Origin of the sequence: Sporofaciens sp. JLR.KK001, from assembly GCF_036941055.1 — a bacterium.
In the GTDB taxonomy this organism is placed as follows: Bacteria; Bacillota; Clostridia; order Lachnospirales; family Lachnospiraceae; genus Sporofaciens.
Map to the genome: position 1 here is coordinate 885,352 of NZ_JAYMNO010000002.1, position 24,998 is coordinate 910,349.

Here is a 24,998-nt window from a genome sequence, read left to right on the forward strand (position 1 = left end):
AAACTGATATTATTAACTTATTGATAACAAAGGCATAAACGGCTTGATGTGAGGTACGAACAGAGTTATAATCGCACAAATACCCAGAAAGGAGAGGTTTTATGAACCAAGCATCAGACAATCCTTTACAGTCTCTGGCTACTGCTATGGCTCCGAAGTTTGCTGTGTCCTATCTCCGCGTATCGACGCGTGGTCAGGCGGAGCGCGGCGGCGGGGCAGATGAAGGCTTTTCTATTCCTGCCCAGCGCGAAGCTAACAAGAAGAAGGCTTTATCTATGGGAGCAATGGTCGGAAAAGAATTTGTTGACCGTGGAACTTCCGCCAAGTCTGCCGATCGCCCGGAACTCCAGAAAATGCTGGAATATGTAAAAGAAAACGCAGATCGAGTCGATTACGTGATTGTACATAAGGTTGACCGTCTTGCCCGGAATCGTGGCGACGACGTTGACATTATGCGCACATTGCGTGATTGCGGCGTCCAGCTGGTATCTGCCTCAGAAAGCATTGACGATACTCCGGCAGGAATGCTGCTGCATGGCATTATGAGTTCCATTGCTGAGTTTTACTCACAGAATTTGGCAAATGAGGTCAGAAAGGGCTTAAACGAGAAAGTCAAAGGCGGCGGCACACCCAGCCGCGCCCCGCTTGGATATCTCAATATCCGGCGGATTGACGATAAGGGGCGTGAAGAACGAACAGTCATACTGGACGAAGAACGCGCTCCGCTGATTAAACTGGCATTTGAGGAATATGCCACCGGCAACTGGACAATACAGGATTTGGCAGAACATCTGGCGGCTTGCGGTCTCACTACCCGTGCCACGCCCAGAATCCCGTCCCAGCCTATCAACAAAAAGTCCTTAAACAAAGTACTGATAAGCCCTTATTACAAAGGCATTGTTGTATACCAGGGTGTAGAGTATGACGGAACGCACCCTGCATTGGTAGACGCTGACACCTGGCAACAGGTACAAGATATTTTGGAATCGCATTTTAATGGTGAACGTACCCGTGAACACCCACATTTCTTAAAGGGCAGTGTGTTCTGTAAAAATTGCGGGTCACGGATGTTTGTAAACTATACAAAATCCCATACGGGCGTCCGTTATCCGTACTTTGTCTGCGGCGGACGGCATAACAAACGCACCGATTGTAAACAGCGGGCAGTATTAATTGCCGACGTAGAGCATCAAGTGGAACAGCTTTATAACAAATATTCCTTCCCACCCAAAGTTGCTGATTACTTGGAAAGCTGGCTAAGGAAGAATATAGAGAAGGAACGTGATAAATATGCGGCAGAATTAGACGGACTGCGCCGGGAAAAGGACAAACTGGAACGAAAGCGTAAGAAACTCCTTGAGGCGCATTACAATGACGCTATTCCGCTTGATCTGCTTAAAACCGAGCAACAGAAAATCGCCAAACAACTTGCCGCGATTAATCACCAGACAAAAGCATATGATTATACATTTACCACAATCATTGAACGGCTGGATGATGCGATAGAGTTGATTACCGACTGCGGCTTAACTTACCGTCTGGCGAACGATAAAATGAAAAAAATGATGAACCAAGCCATCTTTACACGTCTGCTGGTTGGTCCCGACGGGAAAGTGACGGCAGAGTTTGCTGAGCCGTTTGCTATGTTTACAGAACCGATTAAAGATGAGTTAGCGCAGCTAAATGCTGCCGCAGATAACGCAGAAGTCCATGAGCATTTGCTCATGGACTTCCTATCTTCAATATCCAACCGCTTATCAAATTTTTTTGGTAAAGGTTGGAGTAACGACTTTTTGGTGGAGCATATGGGATTCGAACCCACGGCCTCAACAATGCGAATGTTGCGCGCTCCCAACTGCGCTAATGCCCCATAAACAGATTATACCACGAATTCTCGGAAAATAAAAGAAAAACTTTTAATTGATTCTCCTTCTTTCAAGTAGTATACTAAACACATTAATAAGCAAACTAGGAGGATGTTATACATGAACAAAAAGACAATATTATATTCCATATTGTTGTTCATCCTATGCAGCATCCTTTCTTGCGGCTGCGGCGGCGGACAGGAAAGCAATGCGGCTGAGTCCGGCGGCGGCAGTAAGAATGGTAAGAACACCGCCGATAAGGATTCTGGCCCGCTTAGAGATAACACCCCCAAGGTATTGAGTCCGGCGGCTGACGGAATCGTCTCATACGGCTCCGACCTTGTAACCATTGACGCATCCCACACAGACCAGGGATATGCTATGGTTCAGTATCGCGGAACCAATCCCAAAGTCAAACTGCAGATTGCAGCGCCCGGTGATATTACCTACACATATCTGCTGTCACAGAGCGGAGAATTCGAGACATTCCCTCTGGCAGCGGGGAATGGAGTTTATTCCTTTACTGTCTATGAGAATGTAGAAGGAGATATGTACTCGGTAGCATATACTGCTGATTTTGACGCGGCGATTTCAGATGAATTCCTGCCGTTCCTGTACCCGAACCAGTATGTGTCCTTCACATCCGATTCTCAGGCCGTTGCCAAGGCCAAAGACCTTGCATCCGAAGCTCATTCTGACCTGGATGTGGTACGCGAGATCTATCACTATGTGATCAAGAATGTAACCTACGATACCGATAAGGCCAAGAACGTGGCCTATGGTTATCTCCCTGATGTAGACGACACGCTGAAGACCGGCAAGGGTATCTGTTTTGACTATGCCGCTTTGATGTCTTCCATGCTCCGCTCCCAGGGCATTCCTACCAAGTTAGAAGTCGGTTATGCCGGCGAGGCTTATCATGCCTGGATCAGTACCTATATCAACGGTACCGGATGGATCGATGACATTATCGAATTCGACGGCACTTCCTGGAGCCTGATAGACCCAACATTTGCCGCCAGCACGAACAGCAAAGGCTTAAAAGAATACATCGGCGACGGTTCTAATTACGTTTTAAAATATTCTTACTAGAGAAAGGAGTTCATATGGCAACACTAACCCCCTTATCTAACACAGAGATTGCCTCCTTCTGTTCACAGATGGCAATGGTACTGCATTCCGGTATCTCTGCCATGGAAGGAATCTCTCTGATGCTGGAAGAAACATCCGATGAGGAAGAGACTAATCTTCTTAAGCTCATGGATGATACTTTACAGTCAACCGGAAGCTTTCACGAGGCGCTCGTCTCCACTGAGGCATTTCCTGACTATATGCTGCACATGGTACAGATCGGTGAATATACCGGGAAGCTTGATGAGGTCATGGACGCATTGACTTCCCACTATGAGCGCGAAGCTTCCATTTCCCAATCTATTAAGAATGCCGTAACCTATCCTCTTATCATGGTTTTCATGATGCTGTTGGTTATCCTGGTATTAATGACGAAGGTAATGCCTATCTTCAATCAGGTATTCCAGCAGCTTGGAAGTGAGATGACCGGATTCTCCAAAGCAATCCTCGATTTTGGAATCACTATCAATAATTATTCGGTGATCCTGATTGCTGTAATTGTTTTGTTCGTTATATTGATCCTGTATTTTACAAGGACGAAGAAGGGACGTAATTCTTTTGCTTCCTTTACATCCAGATTCGCATGGACCAGATCTTTCTCTGAGAAGCTTGCCGCCTGCCGGTTTGCAAGCGGGATGGCTCTGACCCTGAGCAGCGGAATGAGCCCGGAAGAAAGCCTGAATCTTGTAACCGGACTGATTCATAACGACAGCTTCACAGGCAAATTAAATTCCTGCCGGGAATCTCTTGACAAGGGTGAGGATTTCTCCAGATCTCTGCTGGATGCAGGCGTATTCTCCGGTATCTATGCACGTATGACTTCTATCGGTTCTAAGACGGGTGTTCTTGATGAAGTAATGCAGGAGATTGCCGACAAATACCAGGAAGAGATCGACCAGAAGTTCACCAATATGATCGCAACCCTTGAACCGACGCTGGTAATCATCCTTTCTCTGATCGTTGGTATGATTCTTCTGTCGGTAATGCTTCCGCTCATGGGTATTATGTCCAGCTTATAAGAGGTAACAGTCATGAAACATCGTTTTGAAACACAGAAAACAAGTTCCGTATCCAAGAACTTTATAATATCTGTCGGCTGTTTTATCCTGATCGTGTTCCTGTTCACAGCAGGGACCTCCCTTGTATCGGATAAGACAGACGAGCAGGAGATCAGAACTCTTAAGCAGGCTGTCAACCGAGGGATCGTTCACTGTTATTCCATGGAAGGCAGTTACCCGGAGAGCCTTCAATACTTGAAGGAGCATTATGGACTTACTTATGATGACGACAAGTTTTTTGTAGATTATCAGACGCTTGGCAGCAATATTATGCCGGACGTCACGATCATAGACAGGAGGGGCAGATAGATGAGATTTCAGACTCGAAGCAGGCATGTCATAGATTTTATATTTCCAATTGCATTATTCTTCGTATTTGCCGCTTCCTCGCTCGTCGTACTGATCCTCGCCGCAGATATTTACGGCTCTACTACGAATCAGCTTCAGGCAAATGATGAAAACCGCACGGCTCTGGCCTATATTTCCGAGAAGATACGGCAGAACGACGCCGGCGGCGCCCTTGAGATTGCTACTGTTGAGGGCATTGAATGTCTGGCTCTGGCCGCTGATTATAACGACGTTCCTCATACGACTTATATCTATGAATATGAAGGAATGCTTAAGGAACTGTTTGCCAGAGATGATGCATCCGTCTCCTTAAAGGACGGCAAAGATATTATGGAGATATCTTCACTGACCATCTTACAGATTGATGACCGTCTCTATCAGTTTATTACCGTTGACAGCCAGGACCGCGAAGATTCACTGGTTGTCTCAGAAAGGAGCGTTCAATGAAGAAGCATACATCCAGCCGCTCCGGGCTCCTTCTGATGGAGATCATCATTGCTATCCTGTTCTTCTCTGTTGTAAGCGCCATCTGCCTTCAACTATTTGTGAAGTCACATAAACTCGGACAGAATACGGAAGAACTGGATATGGCAGTAAGGCAGGCAAGTTCTGTAGCAGAGATTCTGAGCCAATCCAAACAGCCAGTCAATCATCTGCAAGAGATTTATTCCTATTGTGACATAGATGAAAACGGCGGTTCCATCTATTATAACGAGAATTTTCAGTCCTGCACCAAGGATTCCTCTGTCTATCATCTTGATGTCGATGCATCCTCTGCTGACCGCAGACTGACCGATTACCGTATCACAGTCTATGCCAATAATATTTCCAAAGAGATTTATTCTTTGGAAGTAACTGCCTATACGCCGTTGGTGAACTAACCGCTGACAATTCGACTACTTACACAGAGAGGACATTTTCCACTATGAAACAAAATTCATTTCCCGTAACGAATATAGGTTCCGTATCGTTACTTATGACATTCATTGTCCTGTGCCTGGTAACATTCTCAACACTGTCATTATCCGGCTCGGTAAGTGAATACCGTTACAGCCAGAAGCTAGCCGAACACAACACGGATTATTACAACGCATCAAATGAAGCGACCGCGGTACTTATGGAGATTGACGATATCCTTCACAGCGCTTATACCCAGGATCAGAGCCAATACTACGCAAAGGCCTGTGAACAATTGGATTGCTTAGACCGCATTACAGCCGATTTTTCGAAGGATATACCAACCATAACTTATGAAGTGCCTGTCAGCGAATCTAAGGTTCTCAGAGTAGCCCTGTCTCTGAACAGACCGGACCAGGTCAAAGAAGGATATTACAGAATCACATCCTGGAAAGAAGCCGCTGCATCAGATTGGAAGGGCGACGACCGTCTTAATCTTTTTACTCCTTAAGTAACGCCAGTGTTCTGCAGACCAAATGTATTTAATAGAATAGGAGAGATTTCATTATATGGATACAATAGAATTACTCCAGAAAGCAATCGAAAACAATGCTTCTGACATATTTATCATAGCCGGTCTTCCGGCCTCTATGCGAATGAACAATACCATGAACATAGATACCGGAGACCGTCTCCTTCCCAAAGACACTGCAGAGATCCTGAAAAATATCTATGAACTCGCAGGAAACCGCTCTATGGATCAGTTGATGATATCGGGCGATGATGACTTTTCTTTTGCCGTCCCCGGCATGTCCCGTTTCCGTGTCAACGCATACAAGCAGAGAGGGTCGCTGTCAGCAGTTATCCGAATCATCACTTTCGAACTGCCAGACCCGGAAACACTTGGAATTCCTTCCAATATCATGTCGCTGGCACGTTTTTCAAAAGGTCTGGTCTTAGTAACCGGTCCTGCCGGGAGCGGGAAATCCACAACCCTTTCCTGTATGATCGACGATATCAACCGTAATTTTGAGAAGCACATAATTACACTGGAGGATCCGTTAGAATTCCTTCATCAGCATAAGAAAAGTATCGTAAGCCAACGTGAGATCAGTGTGGACACCGAGAGCTATGTAACCGCTCTCAGGGCATCCCTCCGTCAGAGCCCGGACGTCATTCTCTTAGGAGAGATGCGCGACTATGAGACGATACAGGTTGCAATGACTGCTGCCGAGACCGGCCATCTGATCTTCTCTACCCTGCATACGATCGGAAGTGCGAATACCATCGACCGTATCATCGACGTATTTCCGCCAAGCCAGCAGCGCCAGATCGCAGTTCAGTTGTCTATGGTCCTGCAGGCTGTCGTATCACAGCAATTAGTTCCTTCCGTACACGGAACTATGGTGCCGGCTTTTGAGCTTATGACCGTTACACCTGCGATCCGCAACATGATCCGCGACAACAAGATTCCGCAGATCGACGGTATTATCTATTCCTCCTCCAACCAGGATATGTTCTCCATGGATACCTGTCTTGCCCGGCTTTGCCAGGAGGGAACCATCACAAGGGATACGGCGTTATCCTATGCAACCAATCCAGATATGCTGTCCAAAAAACTTCGCTAGATAATGCAGGCAGCACACTAATATATTACCTTCACCGGACAGGCGTCCTTGCAGGCGCCGCAGCGGATACACTCCGCGTGGTTGACATTCTTTGCAGGATCTACCTGCATCTTGCAAACTCTTGCACAGGCACCGCAGCCTGTGCATTTTTCTTTGTCTATCCGGTAGCGGAACACCGCGATCGGGTTAAATACCGAGTACACCGCCCCCAGCGGACATATATATTTGCAAAAAGGCCGGTAGATCACGACAGACAAAAGAATCGTGACAGCCAGCAGCACGCTTTTCCAGGCATACAGCCATCCAAGAGCGCCCCGCATGGATTCGTTAAACAATACAAGCAGAATTCCTCCTTCCAGCGTACCTGCCGGACAGATGAATTTGCAGAAATACGGCAACCCCTGCCCCAGCACATCTACCAGGAACATCGGAAGCAATATCACAAACACAAGCAATATCACGTATTTTAACTTTCGAAGCAGCTTGTCTCCCTTAAATGTATTTATCTTTCTCAAAAAAGGTATCTTGTACAGCAGATCTTGAATCAATCCGAACGGACACAGCCATCCGCAGACAAACCGTCCCATCAGCGCACCTATGAACATCAGAAAACCCGCCGCATAGAACGCGAATTTGAAGTTCCAGCTTCCGATCACCGCCTGCATCGCCCCGATAGGGCAGGAACCGACGGCTCCCGGACAGGAATAACAGTTAAGACCAGGAACACATAAGTTCTTAAGCTTCCCCCTGTAGATCTTCCCCTGTACGAATCCCACAAGATAGCTGTTGATAAGAAACGCCCATAATACCTGAATCATACGGCGTCTCTTCCCGGCTGCCCCTGTCTGCCTATCTTTATTTCTTCTATCCAATTCCCACACACTCCATACAGATATTGACTGCCTTTTCGAAAACTACCGGCATCTCTCCTCTTGAAATGCCGCATCCCATGATCAGAAGCCCTGCGGCAGCCACGATGATTCCGATCCGGGATGACCTGATCAAACGGATCATTGCCTTACTCCTTCCAGCTCTTTCTCCACAATACCTTTCCAATCTTCAAAAGAACGGCTTCCTGAATACGTTTTTCCGACGATATTGCCCTCTTTGTCCGCGAAAAATGTCTCCGGCACCGCACTGATACCTGCAAGCCTGCCGTTCAGATAGCCTGCATCCGGTATCAGGAAGGGATAAGCCGCCCCCGTCTTCTCTGCCAGAAGCTTCGCCTTCTCTATGGTCTCTTCATCTGCATTTCCGGCAACGTCCAGAACGATCCCGACAACCTGCACTCCCTGATCTTCCATTTCTTTGCTTAACTTCTCCAGATCCGGAATCTCCCGGATACACGGCGAACACCAGGTTGTAAATACATTGATCATAGTCAGGTCATGATCGGCGAACATCTCCTGGGTATAGGTCTCGCCGTTCACATCCTCCATGGAGAATTCTCCCAGACTTCCGCCATCGGAAGCCTCTGATCCGCCAGCATCCAGAATTTCCTGATCCGCCTTCTCCTCCTGCGCTGCATCTTCCTTTAGCTTGGAAGATGAATCTTCCCCGGATGCACAGCCTCCGGCAATGATCACACTGCACATCCCTAATATGGATAATGCCTGCAATAATTTCTTTCTAAGAATCATACTCATTTCTCCTCACTTTCCATATATTCTTCACAGCTTCCGATACACCTGCAGATACATTGCAATAAAACAAGAGCTTCCTCCGATCACATTGGATATTGGTTCTGCGAGAAAGACGCCGTCCACCCCAAGCCCTAATCTTGGCAGAAGGACCGTAAGCGGAGCCACAATGACCGCTTTGCGCAGCAGGGAGAAGAACACCGCCTGCTTCGACCGCCCAAGCGCCACGAAGGTACATTGTCCGCAAAACTGGAATGCCATAAAGCAAAAACCCATAAAGTACAGATTGAGGGCATGTTCCCCCGCATTCAGCATTTCTTTGTTATTCGTAAATACCGATAACAAGAACCGCGGCGAGACAATGACCGCTATCCACGCCAGAAGCGTGTAGACGATGGCCGTAACCGTCACGAATCGGATCCCTTCCCTGACCCTCCCCGGCTTCCCCGCCCCATAGTCATAGCCAAGGACCGGCTGTGATCCGCTGGTGAATCCATGAACCGGAAGCGTCATGACCTCCCGGATCGAATTGATCACCGTCATGATTCCTACATACAAGTCCCCTCCGAAATCCCGCAGCGTCGTATTGCACAGTATGCTCACGAGGCAGTTCGTGGACTGCATGATGAAGCCCGACAATCCCAGCGAAGCGATCTGCCCTGTCAGCTTCCAGTCGATTCTTAAGAATTCTCTCTTGATATGCAGGACCGCCTTCGATCCCGTAAGGAACCTTACCACCCACAGAGCCGATATCATCTGGCTGATCACCGTAGCCAGCGCCGCACCCGATACTCCCATGTGAAATACGAAGATAAAGAGAGGATCCAGGATCAGATTCAGGACTGCTCCTATGATCGTCGTGAACATACCCGTTCCCGGGAATCCCTGTGCGTTGATATAACCGTTCATTCCGGCTGATACCATAGAGAATGATGTACCAAGCAAATATATTTTCAGATACGCATCTGCATAGACATAGGATGCCTCGCTTGCCCCGAATAAAAACAGGATGGGCCTTCGGAAGATATAGCAGAATACAAGCAGAAGCAAGGAACATCTCAGAAGCATCGAGAATGCATTTCCCATGATCTTCCCTGCCTGTTCATCCTCACCCGCTCCTCTTGCCATAGAAAATAAAGGCGTACCGCCCGCTCCCAATAGCTGCGTGAACGCCATAACCAAAGTCGTAACCGGGAATGCCAGGCCTATCCCAGTCAGCGCCAGGCCGTCTGAACCCGGCAGGTGACCGATATATACTCTGTCTACCACATTATAGAGTATCTGTACGATCTGCGCAAGGATCAGAGGAACTGCCTGTGAGATGATATTTTTTGATACGGTATTGCGTGAAAAATCTGTCGCCATAATTTATCAAATATCCTGTATTCCTTTCTTATTATTTTACTTGTTATTATATCATATATGACAAAATTACTGTATTAAAAAGCAAAGGTTTACAGGATAATACTCTATCAACATACCGGGACCTTACCGTATTGTTGTCGAAATCCCCGGAAATCTGCCCGGCAAGGTATTACATATTATCATTTAATTTGGCATATACATACGTATCTTTCCAAATCTCTTTTCCAGTTTCATCTCTCCAGAAATATACATTTTTTCTAAAATGAGCTTCACGCTGAAATTCTAACGCTTCAAGTAATTTCCATGAATTCTTATTGTCGGGGTCACATTCTGCGTATATCCTATGCACACCATTTGAAAATGCCTGTTGAATTAAAGCCTTGCAGCTCTCAGCAGCATATCCTTTTCCCCAATAATTTTGATTAAATACATATCCTATTTCCAGTGCTTCAAAGTCACGTTTTCCCATATAAACATTTCCAATCATTTTATGCATATTTTTCAATTCGACAGCAATCATTTCATCTGTACCTATGCGCCATTCAAGATTTTCTTTTGTTTCATCAAAAGATAGCGGTTTATATGGTTCGTATTTCACAACTTCTTTATCAGATAAATATTCAAACAAGTCCTGTATATCTTCTTTAGTGTATCTTCTTAAAATTAATCTTTCTGATTCGGCTACGATTATTTTATTCCCCATGCATTCTCTCCTTATGCTCCTTATATTGTTCTGTGAAAATTATAGAAATTTCCATTTCCTCCACATGAAATAGTATAATCTATTTTATTATTGATAGGGGAACGCTTTGAATTTATAATAAAAGATGTGCCACATTTTCTACATGGCACATCTTTTATTATAAGTTCTTTGTTTTTTCCTGCCTTATAATTCTTTGAATACTTTTTTCCACAAGAAAATATTTTTGGGAGAGTTGCTTAATTGAAAGCCCGCTAATATATTCCATGTAAATATTTGTATTTCGTATAGATAGTTCTCTTTTTGCCAAAGTATCAACTTTTCGTCCTTTTTTCTTAGATTCCGATTTCGGGATATAGATAATCTGACCATCTACATAGGATTGTATCTGCCTAATTATCTCCATTGGCAATACATCTTTTGCACTTATATAGTTCATGTGCTGCACCTCCTAAAGAAATCATTTAGGATAAGCATGAACTATTACTTTTTATTTTTTGCAATAGCTCATGCTATGCAGCTTTTGTTCTACTCATAAATTAATCTTACCTCCTCTGCTAAAAAATATTATATATTTTAAAACAGTTAAAATCAATGCTCAGTTTGGTTTTCTGATATATAAAGATTTGGAAGATTCCGTAGTAGTCGGCATTGTGTGTATAGCTATCATATATCTATCTCATGCATCCATACGGCCATCTCTCCCACCCCGCGGTTATTCCAGAGGTAGTAAGGAATATATTTCAGTACCTTTTCTTCATATTCATTCGGCCGTTCAAATCGGTACAGACTATTATCCCATTCATCTATACGGAACTGTCTCCCTGTAACCTCAAGATCAATCTCTTCTTCCTCTAATATCCCCTGTATTTCACGAATCTCACTGTCCCTGCCAAGAAACATTCTGGTAATTCCACTACCATTATCTATCTCTTCCAGACAATAGATAAGCGGTCCCCTGGAGAGCGCCACCTTTCCCAAGTCTTCTCTTACACTCGGATGGGCGTAATTCTTCCTCGGAATCATCTCGAACTCAATCTGTACCTGATCTCCATTCTTAAATTCCCGTTCTATAAAAATATACCCTTTCTTCGGCTCATTGCAAACCTCTTCTCCATTGAGACATACACGGTACTTGCCGCACCATCCTGGAATTCTAAGCGCGAACGTATACTCCGCAGTTCCTTGCATGGTAAGACACACATTACCGCTCCAGGGGATCTTGCTGTCTACCAGAATCCGCACATCATCAAAAGGCAATACCACTTCTCCGCCTATGTATAGATGAAATGCTGCCAGCTTCTCACCGACAGAACATGCATAATTCCCTACAGATGCGATCATTCGTGCCAAATTCGGCGGACAGCATGCACATCCAAACCATTTCTGTCTCTCTATAGCGACATGCGTTTTTCTCTGATCCTTTTTACACGCTTCTGGATTTATCTCCAATGGATTCACATAGAAAAAGCGTTTTCCATCCATTGACATCCCGCTGACGCATCCATTGTAAAGAGCTCTTTCCATCACATCTGCATAGTCACTGTCAAGTTCTTCCTCCAACATTCTTCTTGCCCAGAATACAAGACCGATCGACGCACACGTCTCTCCATATATCTCAGCATTAGGCAGATCATATCCAAAAGTAAATGCCTCTCCATATTCAGAGGATCCGATTGCACCAGTAATATACATTTGTCTCTTAGTCACATCAGTCCAAAGCCTTTTTACTGCTTTCAGAAGGCTTTCATCCTGTATTTCCTTTGCCAAAGCCGTCATCCCTGAATATAGATATACCGCCCTTACCGCATGACCTTCTGCCACATCCTGCTCTCTTACCGGTTTCCCAGCCTGATAATACTGATATTGAAAAAGGCTGTCTTTCCAATAAAATGTATTTCCATTCTTCTTTTGCTCCTCGGCAAAATACAATGGTGAACGTCCTCTTTCATTAATAAAATAAGCTGCTAAGTTAAGATATCGCTCTTCACCTGTTACATGATACAGCCGTACCAGTGCCATTTCTATAATCTCATGTCCCGGGTAGGCATGAATCTTACCGGATTTTGCACCAAATGTCCGGTCTATGCAGTCTGCAAGCCTTTGAACAATAGTCAGAAGTTTCTTCTTTCCTGTTCCTTCGTAATATGCAACTCCCGCCTCAATCATATGTCCCGCACAATACAACTCATGATTGTCCGCAAGATTCGTCCACCTTTTCTCCAAACCATTAATGATATAATAAGTATCCAGGTATCCATCTTCCCGCTGGGCTTTTTCTATGATTTCAATAGCCTGATCAGCCGTGCTCTCTAAATCACTGTCCTCATGCCATGCCAGAGTGTATCCAACTGCTTCCAGCCATTTAGCCAAATCGCTGTCCTAGAACACATATCCGCCGAATTCTCCTTCGGCCATCCCTGCAGCTATCTTAAAATTATGAATACAATGACTGGGGACTGTATCCTTTAACTGGTCATTCAATGCTTTCCATTGATATGGAATCATCTCTGTTCTGACAATTTCCATCTTTGATTTCCAAAATGTATCGTTAACGCGGTAATCCTTCACCGCTTTCTGATTTCTTACATTTACGCAATACATGAACAGCAAAAAAAGGCTATTCGCCGCAAATCATAAAAAACTGCGAATAGCCTATTATCAATCTGACTTAACGAGCCTCCCCGCTGCTGATCATCCTCATGATCAGATCCACAGACCCCTGAATCCCGTAACTCGCGCTGTTGATACAGAGATCATAATTCTTCGCCTTCCCCCAGTTGCGTCCGGTATAATACTTATAATATTTAATATGTGCCTTATCAAGCTTCGCCAAGAGTCTCTGCGCCTTCTTCTCATTCTCCACGCCGCGCACCTCCATAACCCGATGAATCCGCTGCTCAAGCGGCGCCGTGATGAAGATGCTGATATGCGGGATCCGGTTATTGGTAAGAATCGCGTCTGCGCACCGCCCCATCACCACGAAATCCTCTCTCTTCGCCATATCACATAACAGATCGCTCTGGTTAAAGAATACCGCATCCTTCTTCGGAAGTCCATGATATCGGTTGAACTCCCGTAATTTCTCTTTGAGCGTCGACTTCGGCGCAGGTGCAAAAGCCGGTATCTCGTTTATATACTGCCTGCTGTCCGCAGCCCCCTTCTTATAAGGATAGCCTCCCTTATCCCGCACAAAAGCCTTCTCAGCCTCCAGACGCTTCAATACCTCGTCGAAGATCTCCACATCATAGTAATTGATCTTCAGCGTATCAGCCAGAGTAAATCCAATCTCACTGCCTCCGCAGCCATATGTCCGCCCAATACAGATGATCAGATGGTCCTTCTCCCCGAAACGGGCCTGCAGATTCAGTGTATTCAGCTGCGCCATCTTCTCATCCAGAATATCCCCCTTGATAAAGCTGGTGGGAAGCTCCGTCACTTCTTTTAAGATCTCATCGTATTTTGCCATGACCTGATGCCTGGCTGCATGGCTTGGAATCGTCCGCGCCATATTACTGATCAGCGCCAGCTCGTTTCTGAGGATATGGGCCTGGTTGCGTTCATGCATCATACGGACGGTCTCCTCGATACAATCTTCCTTCTTTCCGTTAAATACGCGTCCCAGAGAGGAGCCAAGTTCTCTGTAAACCTCCTCATCCAGATCATAGATCCGTCCGGCAAGCTCTCTTAAATTCTTCTCTTCATTTGCCATCCTAAATCCTCCTCCCTATCGGAAAAACAATAACGTATCCAGCAAAAATACCGGAACCAGAACCATCAGTGACCATCCTATATACCGGAAGAACGACGGCATATGGATACCATTCTCATCCGCAATCGCCTTCACCATGAAATTCGGCGCATTTCCAATATATGTATTGGCTCCCATGAATACCGCGCCGCAGGAAATCGCCGTCAGCACTTTCACAGGCACCATACCAAGAGCTGTAACAAGCCCGTCATTAAAACCAATCGCACCCGCTGTCGTCAAGAATACCAGATAGGTCGGCGTATTGTCAAGGAAGCTTGAGAGCACGCCCGTCGTCCAGAACATCTGGTAAGGCTCTGTAATCCCAAGGCCCGCGCCCATCCCCTTCAGTATCGCCAGGGCAGGCTGCATCGTGATAAAGATTCCGATGAATAACGTCCCGACTTCCTGAATCGCACCCCAGGTAAAATGGTTCTTCTTCCGGATTACCGGGTCCGTCGTCCGAAATGACAGGAAAGCCGCGATCAGAATGATCACGATCTCAATCATCGCCGGAAAACTTAACGACACTTCCTTGAAAATGTGTATCCCCCGCACATGTCCTTCTGCATCCTGAAACATCGGAAGATCCGGCAGAATCCCGCTTAAAACGACTGCTGCCACGATCATAGCAAGAAAAATCAGGTTGTGAAGACCACGGATCTGTATCTTCGTACCTGGCTTGCTGATATCTGGCTTCCGCCCCCTCGCCATATCCCGGCAATACCGCTTTCTGTCAATAAAATAGAAAATGATCAAAAGCACCACCATGTTAAATATCATGATCGGCAGCAAATGCAGGCTCCAGAAGAACGGAACCCCCCTGGAGAACCCCATCAGAAGCGGCGGATCTCCGATCGGTGTCAGACATCCTCCGATATTAGAAACCAGGAAGATGAAGAACACCAGAATATGCGAACGGTTCCTTCTCCAGGCATTCATCTTGATAACCGGACGCACCATCAGCATACTCGCCCCCGTCGTCCCAATCCAGCTAGACAGCAGCGTACCGATCGTAAGAAGAATGATATTCACCCTGGGCGAACCTGCCAGATCCCCTTCCATCGTGATATTTCCGGCTACGCAGAATAACCCAAACAACAGCACAATAAATGTCAGATAATCGTTGATCAGACATTCCAACACCGTCTCTAACGCCGTCCCGGCTCCGAACAAGACCCCAAAGGGTATAATGAAAAGAATCGACCATCCCGCAACTACCAAGGGCTGATGCGACTCCCACCACTCTCCTTTAACCAGCGGAAGCACCGCAATACAGAATAAAAGCCCTGCAAATGGAATACAGAGCCACATTGGTATCGTCATAATTTCATCTTCCTCCTTGTGAAATATTTATCAATTTACCAAAATATTATAATCAAATGTATTTCCAGATTCAAGTAGAAAATATACCAATTCTTAATTCATATTTGCATTGGGAAATATACAATTTAGAAAAAATAATTTTTAGCAATTCCTGAACATTGGCGCAGCATCTATTCTGTGATACAATACATTAAGCATAATACAGAGAGGATATAAACCATGACCGCAAATAATAATCAATCGCGCCCCTCTTTCCACGGGAGCGATATTGAACAGATTGAACAATACTATGGAATCCCCAAGGAGAGCATCGTAAAATTCGGCGCCAATGTGAATCCCCTTGGCCTATCGGATTCCGTACGCCAATCCCTGTCTGAACATCTGGACATTATCACCAGTTATCCAGACAGAGACTATAAGAGCCTCCGGCAGGTAATCGCATCCTACTGCAATACAGATATGGATTATGTAGTAACCGGCAACGGCTCCACCGAACTGATCTCCCTTCTGATCGGCCAGCGTAACGCCCGTCACGCCCTGGTGATCGGCCCCACCTATTCTGAATATAAGAGGGAACTGTCTCTCACCGGCGGGCGCATTTCCAATTATTATCTGGATGAATCCCAGGATTTCCGGTTAGATATGGACGATCTAAAGCATATCCTGGCAGATGATGTGGATTTCCTGATTCTGTGCAATCCGAACAATCCTACCTCTTCCGCCCTTATACAGAGCGAGTTACGCTCTCTGGCAGAATTATGCAAAGAGCGTGATATCTTCATCATGATCGACGAGACCTATGTGGAATTCGCTCCGTCCGTGGAAGAGATCACTGCAATTCCTCTGGTATCCGACTATGACAACCTAATGATCTTAAGGGGCGTATCCAAGTTCTTCGCCGCTCCCGGTCTCCGCCTGGGTTATGGGATAACCAGTAATCAGCGATTCTTAGATGAATTGAAGCGGCACCAGAATCCCTGGTCATTAAATAGCCTTGGAGCATACGCCGGGGAATTGATGCTGAAGGATACGGATTATATCAACCGTACAAGAGAGCTGATCCTATCGGAACGCAGCAGATGTCTGGCCGCGCTGAAGGAATTTCATCATGTAAAGGTATATCCTGCTTATGGGAATTTCATCCTGATAAAGATCGTGAAAGAAGATATCGCTTCCTTCGATATGTTCGAACACGCTATAAAACAAGGCATGATGATCCGGGATTGTTCCTCATTCGAGGGGCTTCCCGGAGAATATGTAAGATTCTGCATCATGAAGCCAGAGGATAATACGCGGCTTCTTAACTGCATGGGGGAATTGTTGGCGTAATATTAAAATACAAGGCAGCCGGGAATAATCTCACTTCCCGGCTGTCTGCAGTTGCTCTTCGTCCGTTGGAGCCTTATTGCACCACAGAAGCAAATCTCCAAGTCCTCCCTTCATCCCGCGACTCGAACAACATCCCCTCACTCTCCCACACATCTGAGGTTACCTTAATCGTCAGCACCCCATCCTCTTCTTCCGGCATATGACAATAATCATAATCCTCCAATGCAAATCCATACTGCGCCGAATGCTCCGGCAGCTCGGTAACCGTATCCATAGGAAGCTGCACGCTTTCAAAAGTTTCCCCGCCGTCTCTGGTAACATACAACTGTGAATGTGTCTGAGATGCCCCGGACAGCCCGGCAAAGCCAAATTTTTCATCGAAAAACACCAGTCCTTCCGCCACACCAAGATTCCCTTCAAACGGATTTCCATTGACATCTTCCCATGACGAACCGCCGTTTACTGTCCTCTCCAACCCATAGAACCGGCTTCCTGCCGCTGCATCTGTCACCTCCAGCTGCCAGCCCCTATCGTCATTCAAGAAGAAATACATCGTACCGTCCGCCTCATCCACTGTCCAGCCTGCCGTATCCTTTGCTTCTTCCGTGCTCTCCTGTTCCCGCTCCTTAATCAACTCATCCTGACTGATATATTCCGGCTCCATTATATAGCGGACCGGAGTCAACTCTTTGCCGGGAATATGCAGGGAGACTTCAAAACCAACAATCCTCCCGTCGATATTCAGATATCCATCCTCCGAGTCAACTCCGTCTCCATCCACATCCCCCGGAAGATAGACCAACCCTTCCTTCGTCTCAAAAGAACGCTTCCCCAGATACAATATCTCATACAGATCTGACTCGCTGTTCTTTGACCATTCCTTTACCTTTTTCTCATAATCGGCTCTCTCTAAGATCCTCAACATAGGCGACAGACGCATATTCCCGTCATAATCCGGATTCGCTTCACCATCTACCGAGACCCTCATATTCCTGCTCTTCTTGGCATCGTAATCTACCAGATAAGTATGCGTTGTTTCGCTTTCATCTCTTCCGTACATGAATATATAAATTGTCCGGATAATTCCATCCTGATCGAACGTAATCTGGCATTGATTCACAAGATACAGTTCATCCGGCAACCCTACAACCCTGTCCAGATCCATAAGTATGCCTGCCGCTCCATCCTTGAATATGTTATTATGCTCCAGCTTCACATCCCTCTTCCGCATCCAGTCATCGATCTTCCATGCCAGCGCTCCATTGTACGGAATCGCCGAATAGATAATCTGCCCGGCAAAATATGCGGTTACTATGAAAAAAAGAAGAATCTCTATCAGAACTATATTCTTTCTATTTTCAGAGGCTTCTTCCTGCTTATTCTTTCTGGAAATTACCCATAATACGAAGAACATGCCGCATCCTGCCAGGCTTACGATCAATCTGGGCAAATGGCTTCGTATGCCTCCATACTGGCACAAATGCCATAATTGGTATAAGAAATATATATAACATAGCAAACGGGCAATTTTTTTTGAATTATTCATGTCATCCTTCCAAATTTAACGATTTTGTAGTAATATTAGATTATGAAATTAACGATTTTGTAGTAAAATAGTTTTATAAATTTAACGATTTTTGCAGCAAGAAAGGAGAGATCTATGTTCAAACGGAAAATCTATGACAAGTTAAAACTCTGGAAAGCCGAATCTGACGGTAAAACAGCCCTCTTAATTGAAGGAGCCAGACGAGTCGGTAAGTCTACCGTAGTAGAAGAATTTGCCAAAAACGAATATCAAAGCTATATCCTGATAGATTTTGCTATGGCATCCCAGACTGTAAAAGATTTATTCAATGACGTATCCGATTTGAATTATATCTTCCTGCAGCTGCAGCTGCAATACAGAGTCGATCTGCATGAACGCAACTCCTTGATCATCTTCGATGAAGTACAGCTATGCCCTCCTGCAAGACAAGCAATCAAGGCTCTTGTAAAAGATCATCGGTATGACTACATCGAGACTGGCTCACTAATCTCCATCCGGCAGAATGTAAAGGACATTCTGATTCCGAGCGAAGAACGGAAACTCAATATGTATCCTATGGATTATGAAGAATTTCTCTGGGCGTTGGACGATCAAACCACCATACCTCTGCTAAACAATGTTTTTCAGAAGCAACAATCCTTGGGCGATCAGCTGAATCGTAAACTAATGCGGGATTTTCGCTTATATATGCTGGTCGGCGGTATGCCGCAGGCAGTAGATGAATATATTCAGACAAACAATCTGCGGAAAGTCGATATGATAAAAAGAGATATCCTCAATCTATACGAAGACGATTTCCACAAAATAGATTCTACCGGCAGAATATCCCAGCTTTTTGACGCAATTCCTGCTCAGTTGAATAAACATGCTGTCAAATACCAGATATCCAGTGTTTTGAACCATCAGCGGACTGACGATACCATCCTGAATCTGATTGCAGAACTGAAAGACTCTAAAACTGTACTTGCCGCATATCACACAAGCGACCCAAACGTTGGATTGGCAAACAACAAGGATCTGAGCAAATTCAAATTATATCTGTCAGACACCGGATTATTCACCACTCTGGCATTTAAAGACAAGGACTTTACAGAAAATATCATTTACGATAAATTACTCAACGACAAATTATCCTCAAATCTGGGATATCTGTACGAAAATGTTATCGCACAGATACTCACTGCCAATGGAAATGATTTATTCTACCATACTTTTATGAATGAAAAGTCCCGTCATAATTATGAAATAGACTTTCTGCTCGCACGGAAGAACAAAATATGTCCGATTGAAGTAAAATCTTCTGGATACAGAACTCACGCTTCTCTCGATGCATTTACAGAAAAGTTCTCTGACAGAATCCTGCAGAGATATCTGATCTACACGAAAGATCTGCGGAAAGAAAAAGATATCCTCTGTCTTCCTGCCTATATGGCTTCTTTTTTATAGAAGCCATATAGGTCCACCCCATCATCTATGACAGTTTCGGACACATCACTACCCGAACCTCATACTTCTTAAGCTTCTCGCCTTCCTCAAGCACCCTGTCGGTAAGCACATCCACTTTCCCTGCGAATACCTCCGGAAGCACAAGCTCCTCATCCTTAAAATTCAAGATAAAGTAGATCTCCTCCGTCTCCGTCTCCCTTCGCATCACTTCAAGTTCCGTCTCTTCCCCAATAACCGGGCTTACCTTCGCGTCGCCGCACGCCATCTCGAGAACCTTGGCAATCCCGTTCTCCGACGGCACCGTTCCGACATAATATGCATATCCCTCTCCGAAATGATTCCTCGTAACCGCCGGAGTCCCTGCGTAGAAATCACTGCCGTACTGCGCAACCTCTTCCGCTCCTTCCAGATGGATAACGTCACACAGCATCCTGCATTCTTCCCTGGTTCCGTCCTTGAATACGATCGCATTCCTGTGCTCCGGAGCCAGCGCGTCGATCTCCTCCGCCCAGATCCCCGCAAGCTTACGCAAAGGTCCCGGATAGCCTCCAAGATGCACATTATCCGACTGATCCACAATACCGCTCATGAATCCCGTCAAGAAGGTTCCTCCCTTGGCCACATACTCCTCGATCGCCTCTGCCATACCCTCCTTCACCATATACAGCACCGGCGCCACGACCAGGTCATACCTGCTAAGATCCGCATCCACCGGAATCATACTTACAGATATATTCTTTTTATAGAAATATTCATAATACTGCCAGATCTGATCCACATACTTAAGATCCACGGTCGGGCCGCTCGTATATTCCAAAGCCCAGTAGTTGTCCCAATCGAACATGATCCCCACCTTCGATTCATTCCGTGAGCCGATGATAAACTTACCGATCTTCTCAAGCTCCGCGCCTAACTCCGATACCTCCCGGAAAACTCTTGTATTCTCCGATCCCACATGACCGATCACCGCACCGTGGAATTTCTCACATGCGCCCACCGACCTTCGAAGCTGGAAGAACTGAATCGTATCCGCGCCGTGTGCGATCGTCTGATAGCTCTGGGCGCGCATCTGCCCCGGCTTCTTCAGGGAATTATAAGCCTGCCAGTTCTGCTGACTCGGCGTCTGCTCCATCAGCATGAACGGCTCATCCTTAAGCCCCCTCATAAGATCGTGGCGCAGCGCCGTCATACCCCACGGCGTATCATAGCCCGGATAGTTATCCCAAGATACAATATCCATCTCCTTCGCCCATTTGAAATAATCCAGTCCCTTAAACGTCCCCATCAGATTCGTGGTGATCGGGGTATCCTTGTCATACTGCCGTATAGCGTCCCGTTCCATCTTGAAATTATTCAGAATACTGTCTGAATTGAACCTCATATAGTCAATAGAAATGCCCGCAAATGCTGTCTTGTCCCCTTCCAGACCTTCACTGAGGGCATTCGGCAGTACAATCTCATCCCAGTCATAGATAGTATGTCCCCAGAATGACAGATTCCATGCCTTATTCAGAGCCTCTATAGTCTTATATTTCTTCCTGAGCCAGACACGGAACGCCTTCTCACAATTCTCACAATAACATTCCCCGCCGTACTCATTATTCACATGCCAGCACACCACATTCTCATTCTGTCCGTAACGCTGTGCCAGCCTCGACGCCAGCTCCCTGGCATAGTGCTGATAGACCGGGCTGTTCGGGCACGCATTATGCCGTTGTCCGAACTTGTGACGCCGCCCCTCATAATCGGTCCTTGACACCTCAGGATACCTCTTCACCAGCCATGCCGGAAGCGCCGCCGTAGACGTCGCCAGGACGATCTGCTTCCCTTCCTTCGCCAACATATCCACGATATCATCCAGTTCGCTGAAATCATATACCTCCTCCGACGGCTGGAGCTTCGCCCAGGAAAATACATTGACCGTTGCGCTGTTGATCCCCGCCAGATTGAACATCCTCATATCCTCCTGCCAGATCTCCCTTGGCCACTGCTCCGGATTATAATCCCCGCCGTATAACATTTGCTTAAACTTCGCTTTCATCTCCATTCTTGTCCCCTTTCGTGATTGTTATATACCATTATAATATATTCTTCCCGTCAACAGTATAAAAAGGTGAAACAAAAAGTATGAATTTTTGAAACATGAAAACAGCCCCGTGCATACTCTCATGCAAAGGGCTGTTATCCCATATTTAAATCTACTCGTACATTGCTCTACAAATAAATTCTATTATTACCAGATTACCCCATCTACAGACCGCAGATCGCCTTCACTATATAAGCGACAAAGATACCGACATAGTTACCGCACGCTCCGGCGATAACTCCCATGATCAATCCCACGTTGATCAGTGACTTCCAGTTACCTCCCGCTGCTGTCAAAGATGCCGTAGGTCCGTCTACGATACATCCGACCATGGAAAGAAGCACATACTCATACTTAATCTTGAAGAGACGGCATATCAGGAAATGAAGTAATGTACATCCAACCAACATAAAGAACACATACAATGTCATCAAAAATGCTGATCCGATAAACTGCTGCAGGTCAACTGCGAATCCGATAGTTGCCAGGAAACACAGTGATATGAAAAGTCCAAGGTCAAGATTACCGCGAAGCTTCTTGATCGGCTTCAACTGTGCCAGACAGATAGAAACTGTTGTTACCATAAGAAGTCTTCCTGCTTTCCAGAAAGTATCCGGGAATATTCTCTGTGCGATCATGGTTGTGACAAACGCTACTCCAAAACCGATGGTCAGAAGCCATGCAATATCCTTGATCGCCCACTTCTTATCAGCCATCAGCGGCTCTGTCTCGCCGTCATCCAATTCTTCCGGTTTAAATGAATACGGCCACAGCTTGTTCCATTTTTTAGATGCCTTGAAGAATGCCGGAGCTGCGAACATTGCTACCATCAAAGGTGTGGATACCACATAATCCGCTGCATTCGCCGCTGCCAGCGTCTCTCTTGAACAATCAACACCTGTAGCGATGGCTGTCAGGTTCGGTGTTCCGCCTGTGTAGGTTCCAACAAACATACCTGCGCATTTCCATCCTTCAATGATCCTTGGAGCAAAGATCATTCCAAGAACGATCGCAACAACACACACCGATGCGATCGCGGATACCAGCGCGATCACCGGTTCCTTGTTCAGCTTCTTAAGCTCCGTAACATTCATACTCAACAGACAGATCGAAATACCTGCCTGTACGCAATATGTAGAGATAGAATCATATAACTCATGCGAAATCGGCACAATATGGGTATTTGATAAAACAATACCAATAACTACAACTGTAAGTACAGGACCCAGTGACCTACATACTTTGTATTTCTGAAGCCAGAGGGAAAATGCTACCATCAATAAAATAACAAATAATAACCCTTGCGTACTTGATATGAGAGTTCCCATCCATTTCTCCTTTCATTCCTCAAATCCGTAATTTTGTACAATTTTACAGCTTGACATTTGCTTTAGTTTATTGTAGATTGTTTACAATGTACTTTGTTTTATTAATATATCACATTTACTTATAGATTGCAACAATAATTTAACCATTTTAGATAAATTTTTATCAAAATATTGTATAATTTTTGTAGGGTCAATCTCTGGTAACTATTAAACATTTATAAACTAAAGGAGGATTTTATGAACACAAAACAGTACGAAGATTTTATCATCAAGACAGCAGAATCGCTGCTCGCAATTGACAGCCCAAGCGGTTTTACAGGCCGTGCTTCAGATTACATTCTCGACACGGTCAGGGAACTCGGATATCCCGTATACCGTAATAAGATCGGTAATGTCATCGTAACCGTAGACGGCGAAGACAACGAAGAATCCGTTGCATTATCCGCCCACATTGATACATTGGGACTTATGGTACGTTCCATCACCAGCGAAGGCTATCTCATGATCACGGCGGTCGGAGGTCCGATCCTTCCCACACTGGACGGAGAATACTGCCGGATTCATACACGCGAAGGCAAGGTTTATACCGGAACTATCCTCTCCCTCTCCCCTGCGATCCACGTATTCGCAGATTCGTCAACGCGTCCGAGAGATGAACAGAACATGGCTGTCCGCATTGATGAGATCGTACATAGCAAGGAAGATGTAGAAGCGCTTGGCATCCGTCCGGGTGATTTTGTCTGCTATGACACCAAGACTACATTTACAGAGAGCGGCTTCTTAAAATCAAGATTCATCGATGACAAGGGCTGTGCATCCATACTGATCACTCTTCTCAAGATCATGAAGGAACAGAACCTCAAGCCGGCAAAGAAGACCTATCTCTGCTTCTCTACCCACGAAGAGATCGGATACGGCGGAGCAACCCTTCCTAAAGATATCAAAGAGCTTCTTGTCGTAGATATGGGATGCGTCGGTTCTGATCTTAGCTGTACGGAAGAACAGGTCTCCATCTGTGCCAAAGACTCTCTCGGGCCATACGATTGGGACATGACCAGCCGCCTTGTAGCTTTATCAAAAGAGCATGAGATTGATGCCGTTACAGATATCTATCCGCGGTATAATTCGGATGCTGCCGCACTGTGGAAAGCAGGCTACGACACATGTGCAGCGCTAATCGGTCCCGGGGTACATGCTTCTCACGGAATGGAACGGACACATATCAATGGAATCATGAACACCCTGAAACTGTCTGCAGCTTACCTGAGAATTCTTTAAAAAGCAACGGGTCAAAATCACTTTATATGATTTTGACCCATTCTTATCTCTTCCCTATGAAATTCAATAACGCGCCCAACCAGAGGTTTACCATTATAATTCATAGAAAATGTTCCAAACATTCTAACCTGATGAATCTGCTCTCCGTTATTATTTTCCTGCATCATACCCGTCACTGCTTTTTCCTCACCATTTCCTCATGTCTCTGTTCTACAAGTTCATAAAACATCCTGAAAAGTTCCAGAGAACTCCTGAAAAGTGCCGCCCTCTCTCCTGCTC

23 protein-coding genes, 1 tRNA gene and 1 pseudogene are annotated in these 24,998 nt (G+C 45.6%); 11 read left to right on the forward strand and 14 right to left on the reverse strand.

Going from position 1 to position 24,998, the window contains the following annotated elements; translation table 11 throughout:
- Window positions 1–146 precede the first annotated feature (146 nt).
- Window positions 147–1,193: pseudogene (locus VSQ62_RS32560) on the forward strand (recombinase family protein); the annotation flags it as partial.
- Between the two features lie 601 nt (window positions 1,194–1,794).
- On the opposite strand, the gene VSQ62_RS29415 reads toward VSQ62_RS32560, so the two are convergent.
- Window positions 1,795–1,870 (reverse strand) — tRNA-Ala (locus tag VSQ62_RS29415).
- Window positions 1,871–1,985: 115 nt separating this feature from the next.
- On the opposite strand from VSQ62_RS29415, the gene VSQ62_RS29420 reads away from it, so the two are divergent.
- The 7 genes from VSQ62_RS29420 to VSQ62_RS29450 are packed head-to-tail and all read left to right on the forward strand — an operon-like array spanning window position 1,986 to window position 6,927.
- Window positions 1,986–2,957 carry a transglutaminase-like domain-containing protein gene (locus VSQ62_RS29420; protein ID WP_334638417.1) on the forward strand — a complete coding sequence of 324 codons (972 nt, stop codon included), beginning with the start codon at window positions 1,986–1,988 and terminating at the stop codon, window positions 2,955–2,957.
- A gap of 14 nt (window positions 2,958–2,971) precedes the next feature.
- The gene (locus VSQ62_RS29425) at window positions 2,972–4,015 is read left to right on the forward strand and encodes a type II secretion system F family protein (RefSeq protein WP_334638418.1); all 1,044 of its coding nucleotides are present in this window, start codon (window positions 2,972–2,974) and stop codon (window positions 4,013–4,015) included.
- A gap of 12 nt (window positions 4,016–4,027) precedes the next feature.
- Complete coding sequence (locus VSQ62_RS29430) at window positions 4,028–4,363, forward strand: hypothetical protein (protein ID WP_334638419.1); 336 nt, start codon at window positions 4,028–4,030, stop codon at window positions 4,361–4,363.
- Window positions 4,364–4,849, forward strand: a complete 486-nt coding sequence (locus VSQ62_RS29435) for a DUF4860 domain-containing protein (RefSeq protein WP_334638420.1) — start codon at window positions 4,364–4,366, stop codon at window positions 4,847–4,849. It begins immediately after the preceding gene.
- Entirely contained in the window at window positions 4,846–5,283 is a 438-nt protein-coding gene (locus tag VSQ62_RS29440; protein WP_334638421.1) for a type IV pilus modification PilV family protein, read from the forward strand. The genes VSQ62_RS29435 and VSQ62_RS29440 overlap by 4 nt, the downstream gene beginning before the upstream one ends.
- Before the next feature lie 44 nt (window positions 5,284–5,327).
- Window positions 5,328–5,810, forward strand: coding sequence for a hypothetical protein (locus tag VSQ62_RS29445; RefSeq protein WP_334638422.1), 483 nt, complete (start codon window positions 5,328–5,330; stop codon window positions 5,808–5,810).
- A gap of 58 nt (window positions 5,811–5,868) precedes the next feature.
- A complete protein-coding gene (locus VSQ62_RS29450; RefSeq protein WP_334638423.1) occupies window positions 5,869–6,927 on the forward strand; it encodes a type IV pilus twitching motility protein PilT in 1,059 nt (352 codons plus the stop codon).
- 17 nt (window positions 6,928–6,944) lie between these two features.
- Here the strand turns inward: VSQ62_RS29450 and VSQ62_RS29455 are convergent, their stop codons facing one another.
- From VSQ62_RS29455 to VSQ62_RS29500, 10 genes are all read right to left on the reverse strand, one after another.
- Entirely contained in the window at window positions 6,945–7,745 is an 801-nt protein-coding gene (locus VSQ62_RS29455; protein WP_334638540.1) for a 4Fe-4S binding protein, read from the reverse strand.
- A 46-nt stretch (window positions 7,746–7,791) separates the two neighbouring features.
- Window positions 7,792–7,941 carry a CD1871A family CXXC motif-containing protein gene (locus VSQ62_RS29460; protein ID WP_334638424.1) on the reverse strand — a complete coding sequence of 50 codons (150 nt, stop codon included), beginning with the start codon at window positions 7,939–7,941 and terminating at the stop codon, window positions 7,792–7,794.
- Entirely contained in the window at window positions 7,938–8,567 is a 630-nt protein-coding gene (locus VSQ62_RS29465) for a TlpA family protein disulfide reductase (protein ID WP_334638425.1), read from the reverse strand. Before VSQ62_RS29465 ends, VSQ62_RS29460 begins: the two co-directional genes overlap by 4 nt.
- 30 nt (window positions 8,568–8,597) lie before the next feature.
- A complete protein-coding gene (locus tag VSQ62_RS29470; protein ID WP_334638426.1) occupies window positions 8,598–9,932 on the reverse strand; it encodes an MATE family efflux transporter in 1,335 nt (444 codons plus the stop codon).
- Window positions 9,933–10,101: 169 nt separating this feature from the next.
- Window positions 10,102–10,635, reverse strand: a complete 534-nt coding sequence (locus VSQ62_RS29475; RefSeq protein ID WP_334638427.1) for a GNAT family N-acetyltransferase — start codon at window positions 10,633–10,635, stop codon at window positions 10,102–10,104.
- 157 nt (window positions 10,636–10,792) lie between these two features.
- Window positions 10,793–11,071 carry a CD3324 family protein gene (locus VSQ62_RS29480; RefSeq protein ID WP_334638428.1) on the reverse strand — a complete coding sequence of 93 codons (279 nt, stop codon included), beginning with the start codon at window positions 11,069–11,071 and terminating at the stop codon, window positions 10,793–10,795.
- 227 nt (window positions 11,072–11,298) lie between these two features.
- Window positions 11,299–13,005, reverse strand: a complete 1,707-nt coding sequence (locus VSQ62_RS29485; protein WP_334638429.1) for a glycoside hydrolase family 127 protein — start codon at window positions 13,003–13,005, stop codon at window positions 11,299–11,301.
- A gap of 9 nt (window positions 13,006–13,014) precedes the next feature.
- Window positions 13,015–13,161, reverse strand: coding sequence for a hypothetical protein (locus VSQ62_RS29490; protein ID WP_334638430.1), 147 nt, complete (start codon window positions 13,159–13,161; stop codon window positions 13,015–13,017).
- Window positions 13,162–13,303: 142 nt separating this feature from the next.
- Window positions 13,304–14,344: a cytidylate kinase-like family protein gene (locus VSQ62_RS29495; RefSeq protein WP_334638431.1), complete on the reverse strand. Its 1,041-nt coding sequence runs from the start codon at window positions 14,342–14,344 to the stop codon at window positions 13,304–13,306.
- Window positions 14,345–14,359: 15 nt separating this feature from the next.
- The gene (locus VSQ62_RS29500) at window positions 14,360–15,706 is read right to left on the reverse strand and encodes a sodium:proton antiporter (protein ID WP_334638432.1); all 1,347 of its coding nucleotides are present in this window, start codon (window positions 15,704–15,706) and stop codon (window positions 14,360–14,362) included.
- Window positions 15,707–15,925: 219 nt separating this feature from the next.
- Between VSQ62_RS29500 and VSQ62_RS29505 the strand changes: the two genes are divergently transcribed.
- Window positions 15,926–17,035 (forward strand): pyridoxal phosphate-dependent aminotransferase, encoded by a 1,110-nt coding sequence (locus tag VSQ62_RS29505; protein ID WP_334638433.1) that lies wholly within the window; start codon window positions 15,926–15,928, stop codon window positions 17,033–17,035.
- Between the two features lie 73 nt (window positions 17,036–17,108).
- Here VSQ62_RS29505 and VSQ62_RS29510 read toward each other — a convergent pair whose 3' ends face one another.
- Window positions 17,109–18,485, reverse strand: coding sequence for a WD40/YVTN/BNR-like repeat-containing protein (locus tag VSQ62_RS29510; protein ID WP_334638434.1), 1,377 nt, complete (start codon window positions 18,483–18,485; stop codon window positions 17,109–17,111).
- 210 nt (window positions 18,486–18,695) lie between these two features.
- Between VSQ62_RS29510 and VSQ62_RS29515 the strand changes: the two genes are divergently transcribed.
- Window positions 18,696–20,027: an ATP-binding protein gene (locus VSQ62_RS29515; protein ID WP_334638435.1), complete on the forward strand. Its 1,332-nt coding sequence runs from the start codon at window positions 18,696–18,698 to the stop codon at window positions 20,025–20,027.
- 25 nt (window positions 20,028–20,052) lie between these two features.
- Here VSQ62_RS29515 and VSQ62_RS29520 read toward each other — a convergent pair whose 3' ends face one another.
- Complete coding sequence (locus VSQ62_RS29520) at window positions 20,053–22,068, reverse strand: beta-galactosidase (RefSeq protein WP_334638541.1); 2,016 nt, start codon at window positions 22,066–22,068, stop codon at window positions 20,053–20,055.
- Window positions 22,069–22,277: 209 nt separating this feature from the next.
- Window positions 22,278–23,441 (reverse strand): DUF819 family protein, encoded by a 1,164-nt coding sequence (locus VSQ62_RS29525; RefSeq protein WP_334638436.1) that lies wholly within the window; start codon window positions 23,439–23,441, stop codon window positions 22,278–22,280.
- A 237-nt stretch (window positions 23,442–23,678) separates the two neighbouring features.
- On the opposite strand from VSQ62_RS29525, the gene VSQ62_RS29530 reads away from it, so the two are divergent.
- Window positions 23,679–24,719, forward strand: a complete 1,041-nt coding sequence (locus VSQ62_RS29530) for a M42 family metallopeptidase (protein ID WP_334638437.1) — start codon at window positions 23,679–23,681, stop codon at window positions 24,717–24,719.
- The last annotated feature ends 279 nt before the right edge of the window (window positions 24,720–24,998 follow it).

What these genes read in the sequence shown, in the direction of transcription:
- VSQ62_RS29420 (WP_334638417.1), top strand. Translation starts at nt 1,986, where the DNA reads ATGAACAAAAAGACAATATTATATTCCATATTGTTGTTCATCCTATGC.
- VSQ62_RS29425 (WP_334638418.1), top strand. Translation starts at nt 2,972, where the DNA reads ATGGCAACACTAACCCCCTTATCTAACACAGAGATTGCCTCCTTCTGT.
- VSQ62_RS29430 (WP_334638419.1), top strand. Translation starts at nt 4,028, where the DNA reads ATGAAACATCGTTTTGAAACACAGAAAACAAGTTCCGTATCCAAGAAC.
- VSQ62_RS29435 (WP_334638420.1), top strand. Translation starts at nt 4,364, where the DNA reads ATGAGATTTCAGACTCGAAGCAGGCATGTCATAGATTTTATATTTCCA.
- VSQ62_RS29440 (WP_334638421.1), top strand. Translation starts at nt 4,846, where the DNA reads ATGAAGAAGCATACATCCAGCCGCTCCGGGCTCCTTCTGATGGAGATC.
- VSQ62_RS29445 (WP_334638422.1), top strand. Translation starts at nt 5,328, where the DNA reads ATGAAACAAAATTCATTTCCCGTAACGAATATAGGTTCCGTATCGTTA.
- VSQ62_RS29450 (WP_334638423.1), top strand. Translation starts at nt 5,869, where the DNA reads ATGGATACAATAGAATTACTCCAGAAAGCAATCGAAAACAATGCTTCT.
- VSQ62_RS29455 (WP_334638540.1), bottom strand. Translation starts at nt 7,745, where the DNA reads ATGATTCAGGTATTATGGGCGTTTCTTATCAACAGCTATCTTGTGGGA.
- VSQ62_RS29460 (WP_334638424.1), bottom strand. Translation starts at nt 7,941, where the DNA reads ATGATCCGTTTGATCAGGTCATCCCGGATCGGAATCATCGTGGCTGCC.
- VSQ62_RS29465 (WP_334638425.1), bottom strand. Translation starts at nt 8,567, where the DNA reads ATGATTCTTAGAAAGAAATTATTGCAGGCATTATCCATATTAGGGATG.
- VSQ62_RS29470 (WP_334638426.1), bottom strand. Translation starts at nt 9,932, where the DNA reads ATGGCGACAGATTTTTCACGCAATACCGTATCAAAAAATATCATCTCA.
- VSQ62_RS29475 (WP_334638427.1), bottom strand. Translation starts at nt 10,635, where the DNA reads ATGGGGAATAAAATAATCGTAGCCGAATCAGAAAGATTAATTTTAAGA.
- VSQ62_RS29480 (WP_334638428.1), bottom strand. Translation starts at nt 11,071, where the DNA reads ATGAACTATATAAGTGCAAAAGATGTATTGCCAATGGAGATAATTAGG.
- VSQ62_RS29490 (WP_334638430.1), bottom strand. Translation starts at nt 13,161, where the DNA reads ATGGAAATTGTCAGAACAGAGATGATTCCATATCAATGGAAAGCATTG.
- VSQ62_RS29495 (WP_334638431.1), bottom strand. Translation starts at nt 14,344, where the DNA reads ATGGCAAATGAAGAGAAGAATTTAAGAGAGCTTGCCGGACGGATCTAT.
- VSQ62_RS29500 (WP_334638432.1), bottom strand. Translation starts at nt 15,706, where the DNA reads ATGACGATACCAATGTGGCTCTGTATTCCATTTGCAGGGCTTTTATTC.
- VSQ62_RS29505 (WP_334638433.1), top strand. Translation starts at nt 15,926, where the DNA reads ATGACCGCAAATAATAATCAATCGCGCCCCTCTTTCCACGGGAGCGAT.
- VSQ62_RS29515 (WP_334638435.1), top strand. Translation starts at nt 18,696, where the DNA reads ATGTTCAAACGGAAAATCTATGACAAGTTAAAACTCTGGAAAGCCGAA.
- VSQ62_RS29520 (WP_334638541.1), bottom strand. Translation starts at nt 22,068, where the DNA reads ATGAAAGCGAAGTTTAAGCAAATGTTATACGGCGGGGATTATAATCCG.
- VSQ62_RS29525 (WP_334638436.1), bottom strand. Translation starts at nt 23,441, where the DNA reads ATGGGAACTCTCATATCAAGTACGCAAGGGTTATTATTTGTTATTTTA.
- VSQ62_RS29530 (WP_334638437.1), top strand. Translation starts at nt 23,679, where the DNA reads ATGAACACAAAACAGTACGAAGATTTTATCATCAAGACAGCAGAATCG.